The sequence below is a fragment of the Mesorhizobium sp. WSM4833 genome (assembly GCF_055811095.1).
In genome coordinates this window covers 318,013-335,231 of sequence record NZ_JBVVQG010000006.1, presented here as the reverse complement: position 1 = coordinate 335,231, position 17,219 = coordinate 318,013, and the positions used below count along the sequence as shown (strand labels likewise).

Annotated in this window: 20 protein-coding genes; 18 read left to right on the top strand and 2 right to left on the bottom strand. The window is 60.7% G+C overall.

The features are described 5' to 3' along the window. The first annotated feature begins 5 nt into the window (after positions 1 to 5). Genes cbbX through gph form a run of 4 tightly spaced genes read left to right on the top strand, consistent with a single transcriptional unit; the run spans position 6 to position 2,966 of the window. Complete coding sequence (gene cbbX / locus AC0L2D_RS14725; RefSeq protein ID WP_013532058.1) at positions 6 to 944, top strand: CbbX protein; 939 nt, start codon at positions 6 to 8, stop codon at positions 942 to 944. 58 nt (positions 945 to 1,002) lie between these two features. After that, complete coding sequence (rpe, locus tag AC0L2D_RS14720) at positions 1,003 to 1,689, top strand: ribulose-phosphate 3-epimerase (RefSeq protein ID WP_013532059.1); 687 nt, start codon at positions 1,003 to 1,005, stop codon at positions 1,687 to 1,689. Between the two features lie 21 nt (positions 1,690 to 1,710). Beyond that, positions 1,711 to 2,268, top strand: a complete 558-nt coding sequence (locus tag AC0L2D_RS14715) for a thioredoxin family protein (protein WP_064995359.1) — start codon at positions 1,711 to 1,713, stop codon at positions 2,266 to 2,268. Next, positions 2,265 to 2,966, top strand: a complete 702-nt coding sequence (gph, locus tag AC0L2D_RS14710; protein WP_473541405.1) for a phosphoglycolate phosphatase — start codon at positions 2,265 to 2,267, stop codon at positions 2,964 to 2,966. The genes AC0L2D_RS14715 and gph overlap by 4 nt, the downstream gene beginning before the upstream one ends. 47 nt (positions 2,967 to 3,013) lie before the next feature. Here the strand turns inward: gph and AC0L2D_RS14705 are convergent, their stop codons facing one another. Continuing rightward, on the bottom strand, positions 3,014 to 3,394 hold the full coding sequence (locus AC0L2D_RS14705; RefSeq protein WP_024504374.1) for a c-type cytochrome: 381 nt from the start codon (positions 3,392 to 3,394) through the stop codon (positions 3,014 to 3,016). A gap of 363 nt (positions 3,395 to 3,757) precedes the next feature. On the opposite strand from AC0L2D_RS14705, the gene AC0L2D_RS14700 reads away from it, so the two are divergent. From AC0L2D_RS14700 to AC0L2D_RS14675, 6 genes are all read left to right on the top strand, one after another. Further along, entirely contained in the window at positions 3,758 to 3,967 is a 210-nt protein-coding gene (locus AC0L2D_RS14700) for a hypothetical protein (RefSeq protein WP_013532063.1), read from the top strand. A 33-nt stretch (positions 3,968 to 4,000) separates the two neighbouring features. After that, complete coding sequence (locus tag AC0L2D_RS14695; protein ID WP_127384921.1) at positions 4,001 to 4,987, top strand: ABC transporter substrate-binding protein; 987 nt, start codon at positions 4,001 to 4,003, stop codon at positions 4,985 to 4,987. After that, positions 4,984 to 5,808 carry an ABC transporter permease gene (locus AC0L2D_RS14690; protein ID WP_473541404.1) on the top strand — a complete coding sequence of 275 codons (825 nt, stop codon included), beginning with the start codon at positions 4,984 to 4,986 and terminating at the stop codon, positions 5,806 to 5,808. The genes AC0L2D_RS14695 and AC0L2D_RS14690 overlap by 4 nt, the downstream gene beginning before the upstream one ends. Next, complete coding sequence (locus AC0L2D_RS14685) at positions 5,777 to 6,517, top strand: ABC transporter ATP-binding protein (RefSeq protein ID WP_013532066.1); 741 nt, start codon at positions 5,777 to 5,779, stop codon at positions 6,515 to 6,517. The genes AC0L2D_RS14690 and AC0L2D_RS14685 overlap by 32 nt, the downstream gene beginning before the upstream one ends. 34 nt (positions 6,518 to 6,551) lie before the next feature. Then, positions 6,552 to 7,514, top strand: coding sequence for a quinoprotein relay system zinc metallohydrolase 2 (locus tag AC0L2D_RS14680; RefSeq protein ID WP_473541403.1), 963 nt, complete (start codon positions 6,552 to 6,554; stop codon positions 7,512 to 7,514). Between the two features lie 118 nt (positions 7,515 to 7,632). Continuing rightward, positions 7,633 to 8,496 carry a quinoprotein dehydrogenase-associated SoxYZ-like carrier gene (locus AC0L2D_RS14675; RefSeq protein WP_013532068.1) on the top strand — a complete coding sequence of 288 codons (864 nt, stop codon included), beginning with the start codon at positions 7,633 to 7,635 and terminating at the stop codon, positions 8,494 to 8,496. Positions 8,497 to 8,619: 123 nt separating this feature from the next. Here the strand turns inward: AC0L2D_RS14675 and AC0L2D_RS14670 are convergent, their stop codons facing one another. Continuing rightward, positions 8,620 to 8,973 carry a hypothetical protein gene (locus tag AC0L2D_RS14670; protein ID WP_127368065.1) on the bottom strand — a complete coding sequence of 118 codons (354 nt, stop codon included), beginning with the start codon at positions 8,971 to 8,973 and terminating at the stop codon, positions 8,620 to 8,622. Between the two features lie 813 nt (positions 8,974 to 9,786). Between AC0L2D_RS14670 and AC0L2D_RS14665 the strand changes: the two genes are divergently transcribed. The 8 genes from AC0L2D_RS14665 to pqqE all read left to right on the top strand — a co-directional run bounded on the left by AC0L2D_RS14665 (position 9,787) and on the right by pqqE (position 17,207). Further along, a complete protein-coding gene (locus tag AC0L2D_RS14665; protein WP_128278335.1) occupies positions 9,787 to 11,562 on the top strand; it encodes a methanol/ethanol family PQQ-dependent dehydrogenase in 1,776 nt (591 codons plus the stop codon). Positions 11,563 to 11,740: 178 nt separating this feature from the next. Beyond that, on the top strand, positions 11,741 to 12,265 hold the full coding sequence (locus tag AC0L2D_RS14660) for a c-type cytochrome, methanol metabolism-related (protein ID WP_013532071.1): 525 nt from the start codon (positions 11,741 to 11,743) through the stop codon (positions 12,263 to 12,265). Next, entirely contained in the window at positions 12,237 to 13,130 is an 894-nt protein-coding gene (locus AC0L2D_RS14655) for a quinoprotein dehydrogenase-associated putative ABC transporter substrate-binding protein (protein WP_013532072.1), read from the top strand. Before AC0L2D_RS14660 ends, AC0L2D_RS14655 begins: the two co-directional genes overlap by 29 nt. Continuing rightward, entirely contained in the window at positions 13,127 to 13,687 is a 561-nt protein-coding gene (locus AC0L2D_RS14650) for a PQQ-dependent catabolism-associated CXXCW motif protein (protein WP_024504368.1), read from the top strand. Before AC0L2D_RS14655 ends, AC0L2D_RS14650 begins: the two co-directional genes overlap by 4 nt. A 415-nt stretch (positions 13,688 to 14,102) precedes the next feature. Then, a complete protein-coding gene (pqqB, locus tag AC0L2D_RS14645) occupies positions 14,103 to 15,041 on the top strand; it encodes a pyrroloquinoline quinone biosynthesis protein PqqB (RefSeq protein ID WP_275954631.1) in 939 nt (312 codons plus the stop codon). Next, positions 15,038 to 15,796, top strand: a complete 759-nt coding sequence (gene pqqC / locus AC0L2D_RS14640; RefSeq protein ID WP_275954632.1) for a pyrroloquinoline-quinone synthase PqqC — start codon at positions 15,038 to 15,040, stop codon at positions 15,794 to 15,796. The genes pqqB and pqqC overlap by 4 nt, the downstream gene beginning before the upstream one ends. Continuing rightward, on the top strand, positions 15,796 to 16,089 hold the full coding sequence (gene pqqD, locus AC0L2D_RS14635; RefSeq protein WP_032808964.1) for a pyrroloquinoline quinone biosynthesis peptide chaperone PqqD: 294 nt from the start codon (positions 15,796 to 15,798) through the stop codon (positions 16,087 to 16,089). Before pqqC ends, pqqD begins: the two co-directional genes overlap by 1 nt. Beyond that, complete coding sequence (gene pqqE / locus AC0L2D_RS14630; protein ID WP_024504365.1) at positions 16,086 to 17,207, top strand: pyrroloquinoline quinone biosynthesis protein PqqE; 1,122 nt, start codon at positions 16,086 to 16,088, stop codon at positions 17,205 to 17,207. Before pqqD ends, pqqE begins: the two co-directional genes overlap by 4 nt. The last annotated feature ends 12 nt before the right edge of the window (positions 17,208 to 17,219 follow it).

Sequence of the window (17,219 nt, the reverse complement as noted above, 5' to 3'; positions counted from 1 at the left end):
GAACCATGCTGAACGCGATGACAAAGGACGCTGCCGCACAGGACGCGACGGTTGATCTGCAGGCCGAGTTCGAGGCGTCCAACATCGACGAGGTGATGGACAAGCTCGACCGAGAACTCGTTGGCCTGAAGCCGGTCAAGACCCGCATCCGCGAGATCGCCGCCCTCCTCCTGGTCGACCGGCTTCGCCGCAGGTTCGGACTGACATCGGGCGCGCCGACGCTGCACATGAATTTCACGGGAAATCCTGGCACCGGAAAGACCACGGTGGCGCTGAGGATGGCCGAAATCCTGCATCGTCTGGGTTATGTCCGCGAAGGCCACATGGTCGCCGTGACTCGCGACGATCTCGTCGGCCAGTATGTGGGCCACACCGCGCCCAAGACCCGCGAGGTGATCAAGCGTGCCATGGGCGGCGTGCTTTTCATCGACGAGGCCTACTATCTCTACAAGCCAGAGAACGAACGCGACTACGGCCAGGAATCGATCGAAATCCTGCTGCAGTGCATGGAGAACAACCGTGACGATCTGGTTGTGATCCTTGCCGGCTACAAGAACAAGATGGACCGCTTCTTCGACAGCAATCCCGGCATGCGTTCGCGCATCGCCCACCACCTCGACTTCCCCGACTATGGCGTCAGCGAACTGAAATCGATCGCCGAGATTATGCTCGCGGAGCAGAATTATCGCCTCAGCGAGGCGGCGTCCCAGGCGCTCGAAGAGTATCTTCCGATCCGCATGAGGCTGCCGCATTTCTCCAACGCGCGTTCGGTTCGCAATGGGCTCGACCGGGCGCGGCTGCGGCAGGCCAACCGGCTTTTCGCATCGCGCAGCCGGGTGTTGACCAAGGCCGATCTTATCACCATCGAGGAATCCGACATTCGCGGCAGCCGCGTGTTCGCGGAAGGGAAACTCGAAGGCGAACCGGAGACGAAGATGCGCTGACAGGACGAAGCGGCCGGCGCAGCGACCAACACCGCAGACAGAATTGGAGACGACGACCATGGTCACCGGGACAATCATCGCACCCTCCGTGCTTTCCGCGGATTTCTCGCGGCTCGGCGACGAGGTCGAAGCTGTCGTGCGGGCGGGTGCCGACTGGATCCATCTCGACGTGATGGACGGCCACTTCGTGCCCAACATCACCTTCGGTCCGCCGGTGATCAAGGCGATCCGCGACCGAACGGACAAAATCTTCGACTGCCATCTGATGATCGCGCCGGCCGACCCCTATCTGGCCGCGTTCGCCGACGCCGGTTGCGACATCATCACGGTGCATGCAGAGGCCGGGCCGCATCTCGATCGTTCCCTGCAGGCGATCAAAAATCTCGGCAAGAAGGCCGGCGTATCGCTGAATCCTTCGACGCCGGAGAGCGTCATCGAGTATGTGCTCGACAGGCTCGATCTGGTGCTTCTGATGACGGTCAATCCAGGCTTCGGCGGCCAGGCCTTCATTTCCGCGGTCATCGAGAAGATCAGGCGAATCAAGGCATTGGTTGGCCACCGCCCGATTGACATCGAAATCGATGGCGGCGTCACGGCCGAAACCGCCCCGCTGGTCGCCGCGGCCGGCGCCAATGTGCTGGTCGCCGGGTCGGCCGTGTTCAAGGGAGGCGCCGAGGCGGCCTACCGCGCCAACATTGGAACCATCCGACAGGCGGCCGACGGTGCGATCCGGAAAGCCGCGTAAACCATTTCATCGGAGGCAAGCATGGCGGCCGTCCCCCCTGTCTGCGATTTCGGCTGGCGCGCGATCGATGCCGTTTTGCCCGGCGTCGACGGCAGGTCGCATTCGATCTTCAGCCAGGCCGGCCCGAACGGCCTGGTCGTGGCCTTCATCTGCAATCACTGCCCTTATGTGAAGGCGGTGATTTCACGTATCGTGCGCGATGCCAACGACCTCAAGGCCGAAGGTATCGGCTTTGTCGCAATCAACTCGAACGATGCCGACACCTACCCGGAGGATTCCTTCGACCAAATGAAGCTCTTCGCCACGACGAACGGCTTCAGCTTCCCTTACCTGCACGACCAGCGCCAAACTGTAGCGCGCGATTACGTGGCCGTGTGCACTCCCGACTTCTTCGGGTTCAACAGCGAGTTGGGATTGCAATATCGCGGTCGGCTGGACGCCTCGCGACGAGAAGCCGGAGCGCCCGGGCTGAGACGCGATCTGTTCGAGGCGATGAAGCAGGTTGCCCGAACCGGCGACGGGCCGCTGAACCAGGTCGCCTCGATCGGCTGCTCGATCAAGTGGAAGGATGACGCATGAACGTCGGCGCAGGTAGGCCGCTTCGATCGCCGAAGGCGATCCTGTTCGACCTCGACGGCACGCTGGTCGACTCGGCACCGGACATAGCGGCCGCCGTCAACGAATTGCTGGCCAGCCGCGATCTGCCGCCGCTGCGCCTGGACCGGGTCAAGGCCATGATCGGCGGCGGTGTCAGGAAACTGATCGAGCGAGCCTTCGCGGCATCGGGAGCGCCACTGCTCGGCAACGCTCTCGATGAGGCAAACCGCGTCATGGCGCCTATCTACCGCCGGCACCTGACCGGCCTGACAAGGCTGATGCCTGGCGTCAGGGAGGCCCTCACCCACTTTCATTTGGGCGGACTAAGCATGGGGGTGGCAACCAACAAACCGCAGTTGGCGACCCGCGAAATCCTGCTTCATTTCGGATTGACGGAATATTTCGGTGCGATCGTCGGCGGAGACGCGGTGACATACCTGAAACCGGCGCCCGATGCCCTGCTGCTGGCGTTGGCACAGCTAGGCGTCGACCCGGGTGACGCGCTGCTGGTCGGAGACAGTGGCGCTGACCTGGGCGCCGCACGCGCCGCCGGCATGCCCGTCATTCTGCTGCGTGGCGGCTACAGCCACATTCCGGTGGAAGAGCTTGGCGCCGATCTTGTTTGCGACAGCCTTTTCGATCTGCCTTCGGCAATGCAGGGGCTGCAAGCCGATGCGTGATCGAGGCGAACGCCGGCCGAACGCAAGTTCGAACGGCCGGCGGCGCGCTATTTCGAGAATTGCTTCAGATAGGCGATGACATTGGCGATGTCTTCGTCCTGTTTGAGGCCGACGAACGCCATCTTTGTTCCTTTGACCATGGCCTTGGGATCGTGAAGGTAAGTCTTCAGCGTGGGTTCATCCCATTTGACGCCGGACTTGCCTGCCGCGACCATCGCCTGAGAATAGCTGAACCCCGGATGCGTGCCGGCTGTTCGGCCGATGACGCCGTTCAACGACGGACCGACCTTGTTCTTGTCCTGGTCGGCGACATGGCAGACCTTGCATTTGGCGAAGACCTTCTCACCCGCCGCCGCATCCTGTGCCTGGGATTGGCTCGCGATGAAGGGCACAACGGACATGACTGCGAAAAATGCGATTGCGCGCATGGTATTTCCTCATTGATCGTCTGGGTGCCCTGGACGATTTGCGCATGCCGATCCTTTGATCCGTCGGCATGCGCCTTACGCGGTGGCGTGGAAATTCCGCTTCTCCCGTGGAGCCGCGCCGCGTCACCCGCAAGCTAATCGGCATGTTGTGAAAGTCAATCGTACAAAGGTTTAGAGGCCTGGGTGCTCAAGGATCCTGTCCATTCGTCTTTGTTGACGACTATTGGGCGAGCGCGTAGCTTGACCTCATTCCGGTTTCTCCATTGGCACCTTGAGAAATCCGGCAAGTGGCGGTTTTGTCCTGGCTCCTGGTTGGGCTGGACTCGCCGAGACGGGCGTTTGGGAACGCGCAAGAGGTGCTGAATGGACATGGTCGATCTCATATTGACGGTTTGCCTCAGCGCCAATCCGAGCAATTGCCGAGACGAACATCTCTATTTCGAGAGCCGCGGCACCCTGTTCCAATGCATGTTCCTTGCCCCCAGCGAAATCGCGAAATGGTCTCAAGAACACCCGACCCTCAAGGTCATGCGCTGGAAATGCGCATTTCCGAGCAAGGAACGAGCCATCTGATTTGGCAGCGCGGAACCCTGGGGAGGAGGTGTCATGATGGTTTCACGGCGCATGACGTTGCGTCTGGCGGTTCTCGGGACAGCCGCTGTTCTTGCTACCAGGCCAGCCGTTGCGGCAGCCAGGATTCGCCTCGGTGTGCTGAAGTTTGGAACCGTGAGTTGGGAACTCGATACGCTACGGCAGCACAAGTTCGATGCCGCGAACGGGATCGATCTGGAGATCATCGACTTCGCCGGCGAGGATGCAACCAGCGTCGCGATGCAGGCTGGCGCGATCGACATGATCGTCTCCGACTGGCTGTGGGTCTCGCGCCAGCGCTCCGAAGGCGGCGACCTCACATTGTTCCCCTATTCCACCGCCGTGGGCGCGATCATGGTGAAGGAGGGTTCACCGATCCGGACGGTCGCCGATCTCAAGGACAAGAAGATCGGCGTCGCCGGCGGCCCGCTCGACAAGAGTTGGCTGCTGATACAAGCGCTGACCAGACGCGATCTCGGCGTCGACCTGTCGGCAACCAGCGACATCGTCTTTGGCGCGCCGCCGCTGATTTCGGAAAAGGCGATACAGGGCGAACTCGATGCAGTGCTGAATTTCTGGCATTTTTGCGCCCGTCTCGAGGCCAATGGCTTCCGTCGATTGATCGGCGTGAATGACGCGGCAAAGACGCTTGGGGCTCTGGGACCCGTGTCGGCGCTCGGTTACGTCTTCCATGACCAATGGGCGAACGAGAACCCCGATGCCGTCAGGGGGTTCGTAAGGGCGTCCGCGCAAGCCAAGGACTTGCTGGCCAGATCCGATGACGAATGGCTGCGCCTGGCGCCGATCATTCGCGCGGAAGGCAAGGAACTGGAAAAACTGCGCGATCGCTATCGTCAGGGCATTCCCAGACGGTCGGTCGCCGAGGAAGCGGCTGACGCCGGCAGGCTATACCATGTGCTGGCGGCGATCGGCGGCGCGAAGCTGGTCGGCAGCGCGCCGGAGATGGCGCCCGGCACATTCTGGCAGGAACCCTGGAAATGACCGCATCGGAAACCGACGGCACGCGTGATGCCCCGCCGAGCATGTCCGGCCGACGCAGCCTGGCGACGGCACTGGCGCCCGCGCTGACCGTAGCGGTTTCCCTGCTCGGGCTTTACCTGCTGTGGAACCTTGCGGCAGGCGTCTGGCCAAGCCGTGCCTTTCCAGGACCTGGGCAGGTCTGGCAGGTGCTTCTCAGGGAGGCTGCGAGCGGCGACCTCTTTTACCATCTCGGCGTGACCCTCGGCCGGGTCGCCGCATCATATATCGTCGCAATGATCATCGGATCCGTCATCGGCGTTTTGCTCGGCAGCTATCGTCGCGTCGACCGTTTTTTCAACCCGTGGGTGATCCTGTTCCTCAACATCCCGGCGCTGGTGGTCATCGTCCTCGGCTACATCTGGTTCGGCCTCAACGAGGGGGCGGCGATCGGCGCGGTGGCGGTGAACAAGATCCCGAATGTCGTGGTGACGATGCGTGAAGGCGCCAGGACGCTTGATCCAAGTTATGCCGAGATGGCCACCGTCTATCGCTTCGGCCGCCTTGATCGCATCCGCCATATCCTGCTGCCGCAATTGCAGCCCTATCTTGCCGCCGCGTCGCGATCCGGCATCGCCCTCATCTGGAAGATCGTCCTGGTCGTCGAACTGCTCGGCCGCTCGAACGGTGTCGGCTTCCAGATCCATCTCTATTTCCAGCTTTTCGATGTCGCCGCCATTCTTGCCTACACGCTGGCTTTCGTGGCGGTGATGCTTGTCATTGAACTTCTCCTGGTGCAGCCCGTTGAACGACATGCAACCCGTTGGCGCCGTCGTCCCGCTTAAGGTCGACATCGCCGAAAAGACCTTCAGGTCCGCGCGAGGCGTCTCGATCACGGCGCTTCAGGACCTTTCCTTCGAGGTCCGGCAAGGCGAATTCGCCTGCTTGCTTGGACCGTCGGGCTGCGGCAAGACCACGACGCTGCGTATCCTGCTTGGCTTGGACAAAGACTTTTCCGGCTCCTTCCAGTTGCCGCAAGGAGGTTCGAACCGCATCGCCGCCGTATTCCAGGAACCGACCCTGCTGCCGTGGCGAACGGTGGAGCAGAATGTCAGGCTGGCGTTGCCGAAAAGCTTGAGGGCGAAAAATCTCGACGGGCTGTTCGACACGCTCGGCCTCGCGGCCATGCGCTCGCTCTATCCTGCCGAACTGTCGCTCGGCCTTGCGCGCAGGGCAGCACTTGCCAGGGCTTTCGCCACGGAGCCGGCGGTGCTTTTCCTGGACGAACCCTTTGTCTCGCTCGACGAACAGACCGCCGAGCGGCTTCGGCATCTGCTTTTGACCGTGTGGTCGGCACGGCCCACGACCGCCTTGATGGTGACCCACAATCTACGCGAGGCACTGATGCTCTCGGACCGCATCATCGTGCTCGCGCCGCGGCCAACCCATGTGCTCGGCGTGTTCGACGTACGGTTGCCACGGCAACATCGCAATTCGCAGGTGATGAGCGACCTTCTGCGGTCGTTCCATCATAGATTTCCGGACGTCACCTGATCGCCTGCAGGTGAAATGCATATCGGAGGCCTTCATGTCGATCGATCGGCTAAGACGCAGGCTTGTGCGTGGCTTCGCCTGTACCGCCGCCAGCGCCGCCTTGCTGCCGTGCTGCCTCGGACGAGCCGCGGCTGGCAACCTGGGATTCTCGCTCAGGCAGATCGCCGACGGCGTCTTCGCCTTCCAGGGCACGGATGAATTGATGACCGCCGCCAACGACGGTGCGATCTGCAATCTGGGCGCCGTCATCGGTACCGATGCGGTTGCCGTCATCGACAGCGGTGGCAGCCTGATCGAGGCGCACGCCTTTCTCGCCGCGATCGGAAAGGTAACCGCAAAGCCGGTTCGCTTCCTGGTCAACACCCACATGCACCCCGACCACATCTTCGGCAATGCGGCATTCCGGGAGATCGGCGCGACCATCGTCGGTCACCGCAATCTGCCGCGCGCCCTCGACGCGCGTGGCGCGTTCTATCTGCACAACTATCGCGAACAGCTTGGCGAGGCGCTGATGGAGGGGGTCGAGATCGTGTCGCCGACCAGGCTGGTCGACGATCACCTGCAACTCGACCTCGGCGGGCGCACGATCGAACTGCGGGCATGGAAGGCGGCGCACACCGACAACGACCTGACCGTATTCGATACCACGACCAGAACGCTCTTTGCCGGCGATCTGGTGTTCATGGGCTCCTTGCCGACGCTCGACGGATCACTGCTTGGATGGCTCCGCCAGATGGATGCACTCACCGCGATCGACGCCGCGCGCGTCGTTCCAGGTCATGGTCCTGTAACGGCCGACTGGCCACAGGCACTGGCGGGGGAGCGACGCTATTTCGAGGTTCTGGCGCGCGATATCCGCAAGGCGATCGCCGACGGAACGCCGCTGCGCGAAGCAGTCAAAACCGCAGGCGGAAGCGAACGGGACAATTGGCACCTGTTCGACGATTACAACGAGCGCAACGCAACGGCCGCATTTGCCGAACTCGAATGGGAATAGACGACGCCGACATGCGCCAGGCGGCCGTAAAGCACGGCGATTTGCCAAGGCGTCGCCAAAGGCTTATCCTCAACGCCAGCCTGGGCACCACCTGTCTTGCATTGGTGGAGGCATCGAAATGCAAAATCAAGCTTACTCGAGCCGGCAGCTCGCCTTGCCGCTCGCATCCGTTTTCGCCGCGATCATCTTGACCATCGGCACGTTGCTCGGCTCCTCGGGAGCCGCCAACGCACAGCAAACAACCGCGTCCTCGGATAGAATCTGGCATGACTTGAAGGGCGACGTGTTCGGCGATCGGGCAATTCTGGTCGATACCGGCGTCGTCAGGATCGAAGCACCAAAGCGGGCGCAGGATGCCGCCATCGTGCCCGTCGACATCTATCTCGATCCAGCCAAGGCGCCAGACGGCATCAAATCCGTTACCTTGATCATCGACGCGAACCCTGCACCGGTGGCGGCAACGTTCCAGCTCGGCAAGGATGCCGGCGTGACGCATCTGTCGACGCGCGTGCGCGTCAACGACTATTCCTATCTGCGTGCCATCGCTGAGACGCAGGGTGGTCAACTCCATATGGTACAGACCTTCGTCAAGGCGTCAGGTGGCTGCTCCGCCCCTGCGGTCAAGAACCAGGACGAGGCCAACGCGACAATGGGTCAGATGAAGCTGCGCCAGTTCCCGCCCAAAGAGACGATGACCAAGACCGAGGAACTGCAGTTGATGATCCGGCACCCTAACAATTCGGGGCTGCAGCGGGATCCGCTGACCCAATATTTCATACCGGCGCATTTTGTCCAGAAACTGTCGATCTCCCAAGCCGGCCGGCCGATCCTCTCCATGGAAGGTGGAATATCGATTTCGGAAGATCCCAACTTCCGATTCGATTTCACCGTGCACGGCAAGGGCGAAATCCAGGTTGAAGCGATCGATACGGACGGCAAAACATTTCGCAATCAGTGGCCGCTCGAGACAGCGGGACTCTGAAGTCTCGATATCTTGCGCTGGACTGCCGGTGCTTGCCACTTGATCCCGAAAATGGAGCTCGTTCGGGAAGATCACGCCCAGGCAGAGGACGAAGCTCCATCCGGCTTCCGGATGGAGCAGGCTCTAAAAGCAGCGCACGTCGGCTTCCGACTGCGCGCGCTTCAATTCGGTACGGGCTGCCTTCGCCGGTGCGCTTTCGCGAAACAGCCCCGCGCTTTCGCCTGTGGTCAAAGACATGCTCTTGAAAGTCTCGGCTCTCTCATAGTGGTCGTAGGGAAGGATCGAGGCGATGACGTCGATCGAGCAGGAACAGCTTTCCAGCGCCTGACGTGTCTGGCCGTTCGTCTGCATGCAGCCGAGCACGTAGTCGGCGATCGTTGCTGTCGGGTAATCACCCGCGGCGCCCGCCGGGTTTGCGAAGGCCAGCGGCCCGGCAAGGAGCAGCGGCAAAGTCGAAAATCCAACATATCTGATCACGGGAAAACCTCCGGTTAGCCTAGGCGCGATGCGCCCAGTCGGGATCACCGTGGCAGTTGGCAACGTGCAGCAGAGTCAGTCAAGCGCCCATGGCTTCCGTATGCGACCAAAGGAGGAATGCGGGGCTTGTCGACCGTGGTTCCGCATGGCGGCTCCGTGGCCTGCTCCACGCCCCGACTCCAACGATCATCTCATGCTTGGCCCACTATCGATTCCCAATGGAGCACGCGCATGACCATGCCGAGACATCGAAGCGAATACCTCCAAATAAAATCAAAGCTTAGGCGAAATGTAAAAATCAACAAATAACTAAATTTTATGTGTCCCATCGTTATTTCGCGGTCATAAATACTTTATCTAACAAATACCGTCCTGCTTATTTTCTTATATTGCACCGCATCATTTACGATATTGCGGTGCAAAAACACCAGCAGGCTTTTTTGCTTGCCTAGCCTTTTACGATGACATAGCCTCACCCTGTTTCCGGCTTCAAGGGCGTCACCGTCATTAGGGAGCGGCGACAGTCTTTCGTAGGCCAAGGTGAGGTGGGCAGTAACGGTGCCCTCTGCACATCTGGCTTAGGTCGTGACACGCTGCCGGAAATATTTCCCCCCCCGTGAATCGCTTGGGCAAGCCCTTGTGGGCTCAGCAAATGATTCATCACTATGAACCTCGGGAGGAATTCGGATGCGTGTACTTACGAAAGCTACCTATATTCTAACCACTGCGGCGTTTCTGTCGCTCGGCGCGGCCTATACGGCGTCGGCTAACGAGGACCTTGCAAAGCTGGCTTCGGATTCGAAGAACTGGGCAATGCAGACGGGTGACTACGCCAACACCCGCTATTCCAAACTCAACCAGATTACTGCGGACAATGTGAAGAACCTGCAGGTCAAGTGGACCTTTTCCACCGGCGTGCTACGAGGCCACGAGGGTGGACCGCTTATCATCGGCGATGTGATGTATGTCCACACGCCTTTCCCGAACAATGTCTTTGCGCTCGATCTCAAGAATGACGGGAAGATCCTTTGGAAGTACGAACCCAAGCAGGATCCCAACGTCATTCCGATCATGTGTTGCGATACGGTCAACCGTGGCGTTGCCTATGGTGACGGCAAGATCATTCTCAATCAGGCCGACACCACAGTCGTCGCCCTCGACGCGAAGACTGGCAAGGTCGTCTGGTCGGTCAAGAACGGCGACCAGACCGATGGCGGCAAAGGCGAATCTGGTACGGCTGCCCCCGTCGTCGTCAAGGACAAGGTGCTCATCGGCGTCTCCGGCGCCGAATTCGGCGTTCGCGGCTGGCTGGCCGCCTACAATCTGAAAGATGGCAAACTCGCCTGGAAAGCCTATTCGGAAGGTCCGGACGCAGACACCCTGATCGATCCCGAGAAGACCACGCAACTCGGCAAGCCGGTTGGCAAGGATTCCGGCACGAACACCTGGGAAGGCGAGCAGTGGAAGACCGGCGGCGGCACGACATGGGGATGGTATTCCTATGATCCCAAGCTGAACCTGGTCTACTATGGCACCGGCAATCCCTCGACGTGGAACCCGGTCCAACGCCCCGGCGACAATCGCTGGTCGATGACGATCATGGCCCGCGATGCGGATACTGGTGTTGCCAAATGGCTCTACCAGATGACCCCGCATGACGAATGGGACTATGACGGCATCAACGAGATGATCCTCGTCGATGGCATGGAGGTCAACGGCGCCAAGCACGACGTGCTGGTGCATTTCGATCGCAATGGTTTTGCCTACACCATGGATCGCGCCACCGGCGACCTTCTCGTCGCCAAGAAATACGATCCGGCCGTGAACTGGGCGACCGAAGTCGTCATGGACCCCAAGAGCGAACAGTATGGTCGCCCGCAGGTCGTGGCGAAATATTCGACCCAGCAGAACGGCGAAGACACCAACTCGACGGGCATCTGCCCGGCGGCGCTTGGAACGAAGGACCAGCAGCCGGCGGCCTATTCGCCGAAGACCGGGCTGTTCTATGTCCCGACCAACCATGTCTGCATGGACTATGAGCCTTACAAGGTGAGCTACACCGCCGGTCAGCCTTATGTTGGCGCCACCGTGTCGATGTATCCCGCACCTGGCGGCGACGGCAACATGGGCAACTTCATTGCCTGGGATGCGGCCAAGGGCGAGATCGTCTGGTCGAAGCCCGAGCAGTTCTCGGTGTGGTCGGGCGCGTTGGCGACAGATGGCGACGTCGTCTTCTACGGTACACTCGAAGGCTACATCAAGGCGGTCGATAAGGACGGCAAGGAACTCTACAAGTTCAAGACCCCGTCCGGCATCATCGGCAACATCACGACCTACGAGCAGGGCGGCAAGCAGTATATCGCCGTTCTGTCGGGCGTCGGTGGATGGGCTGGTATCGGCCTGGCAGGCGGCCTGCTTTCGCCTGACAACGCCGCTGCCTGGCATGGCGCCGTCGATCAGGGCCGCGCGCAAGGCGACCAAGCCGCTGTCGTTGGTACAGCTGGCCTGGGTGCCGTCGGCGGCTACGCGGCACTTGCCGACTACACGACGCTGGGCGGTCAGCTCACCGTCTTCGGTCTCCCGGATTGATGCGCTGGGAACCTTGAGCATGCCTCAGGTCTTGTGAGACCAAAGGCTTGAAGAACGAGAGCCCGGACATCCGGAAGCCATGGCCGGGCTCTCGATTCGGTTACGCACCCAAAAACACCGATCAATGCCGGTCGCGACAGCAAAACCGTGTCCATTGGCAAATGAAGGAAGCGTTTGAATGTCCGTTCGCATTGTAATTTCGGCTTTCGTCCTGGCTCTGCTGCCTCTGGCAAGCTCGAGCCTCGCCCGGGCCGACGACAGCATGGAAAAAGCCAAGGCGGTAAAGGAAGAAGGCGGCAAGTATTTGGATGCGGATGGAAATCCGACCTACAAGATCGAAAACGGAACCGTCGATTGGTACACGTTCAGCGGCTACCGCCGGTATCATTCCGATTGCCATGTCTGCCACGGACAGGACGCGACAGGTTCGAGCTATGCGCCGGCTTTGGTCAACAGCCTGAAAACCATGGATTACGCCACATTCCTCTCGATCGTCGCCGAAGGCCGCAAGAATGTCGGCGGCGGCAAGGAAAACGTCATGCCTGCCTTTGGCGACAACAAGAACGTCTATTGCTACCTGGACGATCTCTACGTCTATCTGCGCGCGCGCGCGGATGGCGCGGCGCCCCGCGGAAGGCCGCCCAAGCACGAAGACAAGGCCCAGGCGGCGAAAGATGCCGAAGCATCCTGCATGGGTGGATGACATGATCGGCCGCGATGCATTGAAGCTGCGCGTCGTTCTGCCGATCCTCGGCACACTCGCCTTGCTGCCGTCGAACGCGCATGCGCAAAGCGCCGGCCTTGGCGCGGCGGGAGAACTGGTCGACCCTGACATTCTGCGCGTCTGCGCCGATCCTTCGAATATGCCCTTCACCGACAAGAGCGGCGAAGGCTTCGAAAACAAGCTGGCCGAACTGGTTGCCGCGAAAACCGGGCGCAAGTCCGTCTCCTACACCTGGTTTCCCACGATCACCGGCTTCGTGCGCAATACGTTGGGGGCCAACCGATGCGACATCATCATGGGCTATGCCCAAGGCGATGAGCTGGTGCAGAACACCAACGCCTACTATCGCTCCGCCTATGTGCTGGTGCATCCGAAAAGCCACGATATGGAAGGCGTGGAAACGATCGAGGATCCCAGACTCACAGGCAAAACGATCGGCGTCGTTGAAAGCACGCCGCCAACCGCCAACATGGCCGCCAACAAGCTTCTGCGGACCGCCAAGATCTATCCGCTTGCGGTGGATACGCGCGTCACCCCATCAATGGGGGAGGTCATGATCAAGGACATGCTGGCACACAAGATCGATGCGGCGGTGCTGTGGGGACCGATGGCAGGTTACTACGCCAAGGAACTCGGAGCTGATGTGACGATCGTTCCACTGGTGAAGGAAAAAACCGGCTCGCGCATGTCTTACCGCATCACCATGGGCGTACGTCCGTCGGACCAGGAATGGAAGCGGACGCTCAACCGGGTGATCAGGGAAAACCAGGCGGAGATCACCAGGATCCTGCTGAGCTACAACGTGCCGCTGATCGACGAACACGACAACCTGATTACCCAATGAATGGAAGGGAGACTATTTTCGTGCTGGTCGCCGCGAGCCTTCTGGGTCTGGCCGAGCCGACATGGGCTGGCGACATCGCCGAACCCAGCGGTTTCCGGATGGACGACTATCGGGCGCCGGTACCGCGGACGCTGCAAGGCGCGAGGGTGGTGACGACGGTGGAAGCGGAAGCGCTGTGGCGAACGAAAAAGGCGATCTTCTTCGACGTGATGCCGGACACGCCCAAACCGGCCAATTTGCCGGCAGGGACGATATGGAGAGACAAGGTCAGAAAGGACATTCCAGGCAGCATATGGCTGGCCAATGTGGGATACGGCGCTATTTCGCAGGAGACCGCCAGCTATTTTCGCCAAGGCCTCGCGGCCAAGGCCGGGACGGACAAGTCGCGCACGGTTCTGTTCTACTGCATGACGAATTGCTGGATGTCGTGGAATGCGGCGAAACGGGCCGTCCAGTGGGGCTACAGTTCAGTGATCTGGTATCCGCTCGGCGCCGATGGATGGGAAGATGCAAACCTTCCACTGGAGGAGAAGAAACCCTACGCAACGAACAATTGAAGGAAGGACTGCAATTATTCTCGATAGTTTGTTTTCAATTTTTCAAAACCTATTGTTTCATTTGTCCATTTTGAAACTTGATGGACGAGCCATTGCGTCGGTGCCCTGCAATGGTTGGCTAACGACAGGATCGGTCCCTTCGGGCTGGTATAAGAGGAGAAATGTCATGAAGAAGAACTGGAAAAAACCGACCATGTGTCAGGTTGCCGCTGGCTTCGAAATTTCACGGTATCTGCCTGCTGAAATTACTCCCAAGAAGTAGGCCGCAGAGGTGCGCGTCCCTGGCGACAGGGGCGCGCATCCCCTCCCCGCATGGGATTTTCGTGAAAGATTTTGACGCACGCAAAGCGCGCGGAGTGTTGTTTGTGACTGCAAATTGCCTGCAGGTCAGAGAAGCCGGCGCGCGGGCATTTTCATGCATTTGAGGATAATCGGATCGGCGGCGGGCGGCGGCTTTCCGCAATGGAACTGCAACTACCGTCTCAGTCGTGCGGCTCGCAACGGCATGGCAAGCGTGCATCCACGAACCCAGTCAAGTGTCGCCGCCTCGGCGGACGGGTTGGGTTGGGTTCTTTTCAATGCCTCGCCCGACATTCGCCAGCAAATCGCTGCAACACGTGAATTACAGCCTGCGGGCGATGCGCCGCTGCGCTCGACACCTATTCGCGCTGTGGTGCTGACCAATGCCGACGTCGATCATATCGCCGGACTGCTCAGCCTGCGCGAGCGGCAGCCTTTCGCCATCTATGCAACGGCGCAGGTTCTGGCGACGCTGGAGGCGAATTCGATTTTCAACGTTCTCGATCCAGCGCTTGTGCCGCGGCGCATCCTGCCGCCGGCGAAAGAGTTGGCCATCTGCGACGCAGAAGGCCGCGATACCGGCGTAATGATCGAGCCCTTTGCCGTGCCCGGGAAGATAGCACTCTATCTGGAGGATAGAGACCATCCGGATGCCAATTTCAGCTCCGACGCAGGTGACACGATCGGAGTCCGAATTGCCGGCATCGGCAGCCGCGGCTCCGTCTTCTATATCCCAGGCTGCGCGCGCATCGATGCGCGGCTACGCGCGCGTCTCACCGATGCCGCCTGTCTTTTGTTCGACGGCACGGTCTACACCGACGACGAGATGATCGTCGCCGGCGTCGGTCAGAAAACCGGCTCGCGCATGGGGCATCTGGCGATCTCGGGAGAATTGGGTTCGATTGCGGGCTTGGCCGATGTGAAGGTCGGCCGTCGCGTCTTCGTCCACATCAACAACACCAACCCCATCCTTGACAAGAGTTCCGCCGAGCACGCGGCGGTCAAGGCGGCAGGCTGGGAAATCGCAAACGACGGTATGGAGATGGAATTTTGAGCGACTTCCGCGATGCAGCCAAAGGCGGACTCTCCAAGAGCGCTCTCGAAGCCGTGCTGAGGCAGGTTGGCGCCGAACGTTATCACAATCGCCATCCCTTTCACCACAGGATGACCAGCGGCGCGTTGTCGAAGGCCGAGATGAAGGCCTGGGCGCTGAACCGCTATTGCTATCAGGCGGTCATCCCACGCAAGGATGCCATGATACTCGTACATGCCGAGGATCCAGCGTTTCGTGCCGCGTGGCGCAAGCGGATCGAGGATCATGACGGCGAGGACGGCTGGAGCGGCGGCATCGCGCGCTGGCTGCATCTGGCAACTTCGCTCGGCCTGGACGCCGAGGCCGTGAAGAGCGAAAGGCTGGCACTGCCGGCGACACGCTTCGCGGTGGGCGCTTACCTTTCCTTTTGCACAAACCGGACGCTGTTCGAGGCGGTCGCGTCCTCGCTGACCGAGATGTTCTCGCCACTCATCATCGGCGAGCGGGTGCCGGCAATGCTGGCCAAATACGACTACATCACCGAGGATACGCTGGCCTATTTCAAGCAACGGCCCGAACAGGCCTCGCGTGACGCCGACTTCGCCCTTGCCTACGTGCTCAGCCACGCCGATACGGCGGAGCGCCAGCAGCAGGCAATCGATGCACTGGTGTTCAAATGCGATATACTCTGGGCCATGCTTGACGCGCTTCAACACGCCTATGGCGAGCGGGGAAACATACCGCCCGGCGCCTTCCAGCCCGAGGCAGCCCTATGATGGCGCTGCGCGAAAGAGCTGTGGTGTCGTTGCGATCGGTACCTTCGCTGCCGAAGCACGTGCGCATACAATACGATCCCTTGCGGCAGGCATTCGCCGTGCTTTCACCGGAAAAGATATTCTGGCCGAACGATGTCAGTCTCGACATATTGCGACGCTGCGATGGACGGTCCACGGTCGGCGACATCATTGCCGGCCTTGCCGCCGATTATGAGGCCGAACAGGAGGCCGTGGCGACCGACGTCATCGCCTTCCTGCAGGAATGGTCGGACAAGCTGCTGGTGAGGCTATGAGCACGCCCCTCCTCCCTCCAATCGGCATGCTGGCGGAACTGACGCATCGCTGCCCGCTGCAATGCCCTTATTGCTCCAATCCGCTCGAACTGCTCAAGGCCAATCGCGAACTCGACACAGAGACCTGGCTCGCCCTGTTCTCGGAGGCCGCCGATCTCGGAGTGCTCCAGGTGCATCTGTCCGGTGGCGAGCCGACACTGCGCCGCGACCTCGAGCAATTGATCGCCGGGCTTGCGGGGCGCGGCGTCTACACCAATCTGATTACCGCGGGCGTTGGCATCGTCGAGGGCCGTGTCGAGGCATTTGCCGAAGCCGGTCTAGACCATCTGCAACTGAGCTTTCAGGGCGCGCGGCCGGCGACCACGGATCGCATCGGCAACCACAAGGGCGCCCACGAAAAGAAGCTGGAGACGGCACGCCGCGCGCGCGCGGCCGGTCTGCCTCTTACCATCAACGCGCCGATCCATCGCCATAACATCGAGGAGGTGCCGGAATTCATCGATCTCGCCCTTTCGTTGGGCGCGGAGAGGCTCGAGATCGCCAATGTGCAATATGCCGGCTGGGCGTTGACCAATCGCGATCAACTGATGCCGGAGCGTGAAGCGGTCGATAGGCAGGCGGAGATCGTCGCGGAGGCACAGGAGCGGTTGGCCGGCATCATCAACATCGATTTTGTGACGCCGGACTATTTCGCGATCTATCCCAAGCCGTGCATGGGCGGCTGGGCGCGGGACGCCTTCATGGTGACGCCTGACGGCACCGTACTGCCCTGCCATGCCGCACAGACGATCCCGTCGCTCAGCTTCGAGCGTTTCGAACCACGCAGGCTGTCCTCGATCTGGGCCGATTCGCCGGCGTTCAATGCTTTTCGCGGTACGGACTGGATGCAGGAGCCATGCCGCGGCTGTGAGCGGCGCGAGATCGACTGGGGCGGCTGCCGCTGCCAGGCGATGGCGATCGCCGGCGATGCCGCTGCAACGGACCCGGCTTGCGCGAAATCGCCGATCCATGCTCGCATGGCAATGCTGATCGACGAAGCCAGGCGCATTGCCACAGTTCCTTCGAGAGAAGAAGCATTCGTCTACCGGCGGATCGGTGCGGTGACCGAATCCGCCTGACCTGGCGAGAAA